Raw genomic sequence first — 4439 nt, 5'->3', positions numbered from 1 at the left:
GGACTGGCTGATTGGCTGGGTCACGAAGCCTTGCATCAGCTCGGCTGGTGCGCCTTGCATAAGTTGCGCAGCGACCCGATCCTGCGCTTTCTCGTGGTATCGCTGGCGTTCTACGGCATGTCCACCTTCGAGGGCCCGATGATGGCCATCAAGACCGTCAACGCGCTCTCCCACTACACCGACTGGACCATCGGCCACGTTCACGCAGGCGCCCTCGGCTGGGTGGCGATGATTTCCATCGGCGCGCTGTACCACACCATCCCGAAAGTGTTCGGCAAAGAACAGATGCACAGCATCGGCCTGATCAACGCGCACTTCTGGCTGGCGACCATCGGCACCGTCTTGTACATCGCCTCGATGTGGGTCAACGGCATCGCCCAGGGCCTGATGTGGCGCGCGGTCAACAGCGACGGCACGCTCACCTACTCGTTCGTCGAAACCCTGGTGGCCAGCCACCCAGGCTTCATCGTGCGCTTCATTGGCGGTGCGATCTTCCTGAGCGGCATGTTCCTGATGGCCTGGAACACCTGGCGCACCGTGCGGGCCCCGGCCGACCAAGCCGCTACTGCGAACGCCCAGTTGGCCTGAGGAGAAACGCCTGATGAAACATGAAGTGATCGAGAAAAACGTCGGCCTGCTGGCGTTGCTGATGGTGCTTGCCGTCAGCATCGGCGGCCTGACCCAGATCGTCCCGCTGTTCTTCCAGGACGTCACCAACACGCCGGTGGAGGGCATGAAGCCCTACACCGCGCTGGAGCTCGAAGGCCGCGATATCTACATTCGCGAAGGTTGCGTGGGTTGCCACTCGCAAATGGTGCGCCCATTCCGCGCCGAGACCGAGCGTTACGGCCACTACTCGGTGGCCGGCGAAAGCGTGTGGGACCACCCATTCCTGTGGGGCTCCAAGCGCACCGGGCCGGACCTCGCCCGCGTCGGTGGACGCTACTCGGACGACTGGCACCGCGCGCACCTGTACAACCCACGCAACGTGGTGCCTGAGTCGAAGATGCCGTCCTACCCCTGGCTGGTCGCCCAGCCGGTCGACAACAGCCACACCGACACCAAGTTGCGCACCCTGCGCACCCTCGGCGTGCCCTACACCGATGAAGACATCGCCGGTGCCAAGGAGGCCGTGAAGGGCAAGACCGAGATGGACGCCCTGGTCGCCTACCTGCAGGTGCTGGGCACCGCGATCAAGAACAAGAGGTGAGCACGATGGAAATGGATATCGGCATGATCCGCGGGCTGGGCACGCTGGTGGTGATGATCGCCTTCATCGGCCTCTCGCTGTGGGTCTTCAACCGCCGCCGCGATCGTGATTTCGCCGAAGCGCGGCTGCTGCCCTTCGTCGACGACCGCCTGCCCCCTGCCGGGCAGGAACCTGCTGTAAGGAGTAACGGGCAATGACCACCTTCTGGAGTACCTACATCAGCGTGCTGACTCTCGGCAGCCTGGTCGGCCTGGCCTGGCTGCTGATGAGCACCCGCAAGGGCCAGAGCGACAGCACCACCGACCAGACCATGGGCCACAGTTTCGATGGTATCGAGGAATACGACAACCCACTGCCGCAGTGGTGGTTCTGGCTGTTCGTCGGCACCCTGGTGTTCGGCGCGGGCTACCTGGTGCTGTACCCCGGCCTGGGTAACTGGAAAGGCATCCTGCCGGGCTACGAGGGCGGCTGGACCCAGGCCAAGGAATGGCAAAGGGAAATGGACAAGGCCGACGCGCGCTTCGGGCCGATCTTCGCCAAGTTCGCCGCCATGCCGGTCGAGGACGTGGCCAAGGACCCGCAGGCACTGAAAATGGGCGCACGACTGTTCGCCTCCAACTGCTCGGTGTGCCACGGCTCCGACGCCAAGGGCGCCTATGGCTTCCCCAACCTGACCGACAACGACTGGCGTTGGGGCGGCGAGCCGGAAACCATCAAGGCCAGCATCATGAACGGCCGCCACGGGGTGATGCCGGCCTGGGCCGAAGTGATCGGCGAGCAGGGCGTGGCGGATGTCGCCGCCTTCGTGCTCAGCAACCTCGATGGCCGTAGCCTGCCCGAGGGAGTGAAGGCCGACGTGGACGCCGGCCAGAAGCTGTTCGCTGCCAACTGCGTGGCCTGTCATGGCCCCGAGGGCAAGGGCACCCCAGCCATGGGCGCGCCTGACCTGACGCATCCGCAGGCGTTCATCTATGGTTCGAGCTTTGCCCAGTTGCAGCAGACCATTCGCTACGGCCGCCAAGGGCAGATGCCGGCCCAGGCTGATATTCAGGGCAACGACAAGGTGCACTTGCTGGCAGCTTATGTGTATAGCCTGTCGCAGGACCGTGAAGTTTCCGAAGCTGTGACCTCCAAGTAAATCTCCGACACCCCGGCGAACCCGCTCCTACAGGCTGCGCAGTACCTGGAGGAGCGGGCTTGTCCGCGAATGCCACACCGCGCTTTTCCCTCCCACCTCCCTCCTTGCACCCCTTCCGAACGCAACTAAGCTTGTTGCCTCAGTAGCCCTGCGCTTGCGCAAGGCCGCCGGAGCGGCGCAAAGCCTGTCGTCGCCCCCGAAAATAAAAGCTTGACCAAACGATCAGAAAAATACGAAAAACGGTACACATTACAAATATTTATTTGTGTACAATCGTCAAGCCCCAAGACTGCGGGACGGTGGTCGAAAGGGCTTGGACACGGGTCGGAGCAGGGATCCTTGCGTTGCCATAACCCTGGTGGTTATCGATACTTGCGCCGATTTTTACGACTAACAAGAACACCCAAACCGTGGAACCTTAGAATGAGCACAGCAATCGGTCCGACTGCTTATAACTATAAGGTCGTCCGCCAGTTCGCCATCATGACGGTGGTCTGGGGGATCCTTGGCATGGGGCTCGGCGTCTTCATCGCCTCGCAACTGGTATGGCCCCAGCTGAACCTGGACCTGCCATGGACGAGCTTCGGCCGCCTGCGCCCACTGCACACCAACCTGGTGATCTTCGCCTTCGGCGGTTGCGCACTGTTCGCCACGAGCTACTACGTGGTGCAGCGTACCTGCCAGACCCGGCTGATCTCCGACGGCATGGCCGCCTTCACCTTCTGGGGCTGGCAGGCGGTGATCGTCGGGGCGCTGATCACCCTGCCGATGGGCTACACCACCACCAAGGAATACGCCGAGCTGGAATGGCCGATCGCGATCCTGCTGGCGATCGTCTGGGTGACCTACGGCCTGGTGTTCTTCGGCACCATCGTCAAGCGCAAGACCAAGCACATCTACGTCGGCAACTGGTTCTACGGCGCCTTCATCGTGGTCACCGCGATGCTGCACATCGTCAACCACGCCTCGCTGCCGGTCAGCCTGTTCAAGTCCTACTCGGCCTACGCCGGCGCCACCGACGCGATGATCCAGTGGTGGTACGGCCACAACGCCGTAGGCTTCTTCCTGACCACGGGCTTCTTGGGGATGATGTACTACTTCGTGCCCAAGCAGGCCGAGCGCCCCATCTATTCGTACCGGCTGTCCATCGTGCACTTCTGGGCGCTGATCACCCTGTACATCTGGGCCGGCCCCCACCATTTGCACTACACCGCCCTGCCCGACTGGGCACAGTCGCTGGGCATGGTGATGTCGATCATCCTCCTGGCGCCGAGCTGGGGCGGCATGATCAACGGCATGATGACCCTCTCCGGCGCCTGGCATAAGTTGCGTACCGACCCGATCCTGCGCTTCCTCGTGGTATCGCTGGCGTTCTACGGCATGTCCACGTTCGAAGGCCCGATGATGGCCATCAAGACCGTCAACGCCCTGTCCCACTACACCGACTGGACCATCGGCCATGTCCACGCCGGCGCCCTCGGTTGGGTCGCGATGATCTCGATCGGCGCGGTGTACCACATGATCCCGAAACTCTACGGCCGCGAGCAGATGCACAGCGTTGGCCTGATCAACGCGCACTTCTGGCTGGCGACCATCGGCACCGTGCTGTACATCGCCTCGATGTGGGTCAACGGCATCACCCAGGGCCTGATGTGGCGCGCCATCAACGACGACGGCACGCTCACCTATTCGTTCGTCGAGGCGCTGCAAGCCAGCCACCCAGGCTACATCGTGCGCGCCCTGGGCGGTGCGTTCTTCGCCTTTGGCATGCTGCTGATGGCCTACAACGTCTACCGCACCGTTCGTGCCGCCAACCCGGCGCAGGCTGAGGAAGCCACCAAGATCGTCGTCGTGGGAGCGCACTGATGAAGCATGAAGCAGTCGAGAAGAACATTGGCCTGTTGGCCTTCTTCATGGTCATCGCCGTCAGTGTCGGCGGCCTGACCCAGATCGTCCCGCTGTTCTTCCAGGACGTCACCAACAAGCCGGTCGAGGGCATGACCACAGTGTACTCAACGCGGGCTATTCCACCTCGGCGCTGTGGATCAAGCTCGACCTGCGCCTCACTCAGCAGCGTTCGAGCGCGCCGCG

5 protein-coding genes and 1 pseudogene are annotated in these 4439 nt (G+C 62.7%); all 6 read left to right on the top strand.

Features of this window, described 5'->3' with window-relative positions; all coding sequences use genetic code 11:
* Positions 1-588 (top strand): cbb3-type cytochrome c oxidase subunit I (locus tag ACQKPE_RS25835; RefSeq protein ID WP_427669532.1); only part of this gene is annotated, 588 nt, incomplete at its 5' end.
* A gap of 13 nt (positions 589-601) precedes the next feature.
* The gene (gene ccoO / locus ACQKPE_RS25830; RefSeq protein WP_427669531.1) at positions 602-1210 is read left to right on the top strand and encodes a cytochrome-c oxidase, cbb3-type subunit II; all 609 of its coding nucleotides are present in this window, start codon (positions 602-604) and stop codon (positions 1208-1210) included.
* 5 nt (positions 1211-1215) lie between these two features.
* Positions 1216-1407, top strand: coding sequence for a cbb3-type cytochrome oxidase subunit 3 (locus ACQKPE_RS25825; protein WP_427669534.1), 192 nt, complete (start codon positions 1216-1218; stop codon positions 1405-1407).
* Positions 1404-2348 carry a cytochrome-c oxidase, cbb3-type subunit III gene (gene ccoP, locus ACQKPE_RS25820; RefSeq protein WP_427669529.1) on the top strand — a complete coding sequence of 315 codons (945 nt, stop codon included), beginning with the start codon at positions 1404-1406 and terminating at the stop codon, positions 2346-2348. Before ACQKPE_RS25825 ends, ccoP begins: the two co-directional genes overlap by 4 nt.
* A gap of 423 nt (positions 2349-2771) precedes the next feature.
* Positions 2772-4214: a cytochrome-c oxidase, cbb3-type subunit I gene (gene ccoN / locus ACQKPE_RS25815; RefSeq protein WP_427669528.1), complete on the top strand. Its 1443-nt coding sequence runs from the start codon at positions 2772-2774 to the stop codon at positions 4212-4214.
* Positions 4214-4439: pseudogene (locus ACQKPE_RS25810) on the top strand (cytochrome-c oxidase, cbb3-type subunit II); the annotation flags it as partial. The gene ccoN and the pseudogene ACQKPE_RS25810, both read left to right, overlap by 1 nt.

The sequence above is a fragment of the Pseudomonas sp. NPDC089554 genome (assembly GCF_050280645.1).
Lineage (GTDB): Bacteria > Pseudomonadota > Gammaproteobacteria > Pseudomonadales > Pseudomonadaceae > Aquipseudomonas.
The sequence above is the reverse complement of the archived record's forward strand: the minus strand, read 5'-3'. Positions and strand labels throughout refer to the sequence as shown.

Bases quoted from the DNA above. Each gene is read 5' to 3' on its own strand.
- ccoP (WP_427669529.1), top strand. From the start codon at position 1,404: ATGACCACCTTCTGGAGTACCTACATCAGCGTGCTGACTCTCGGCAGC.
- ACQKPE_RS25825 (WP_427669534.1), top strand. From the start codon at position 1,216: ATGGAAATGGATATCGGCATGATCCGCGGGCTGGGCACGCTGGTGGTG.
- ccoN (WP_427669528.1), top strand. From the start codon at position 2,772: ATGAGCACAGCAATCGGTCCGACTGCTTATAACTATAAGGTCGTCCGC.
- ccoO (WP_427669531.1), top strand. From the start codon at position 602: ATGAAACATGAAGTGATCGAGAAAAACGTCGGCCTGCTGGCGTTGCTG.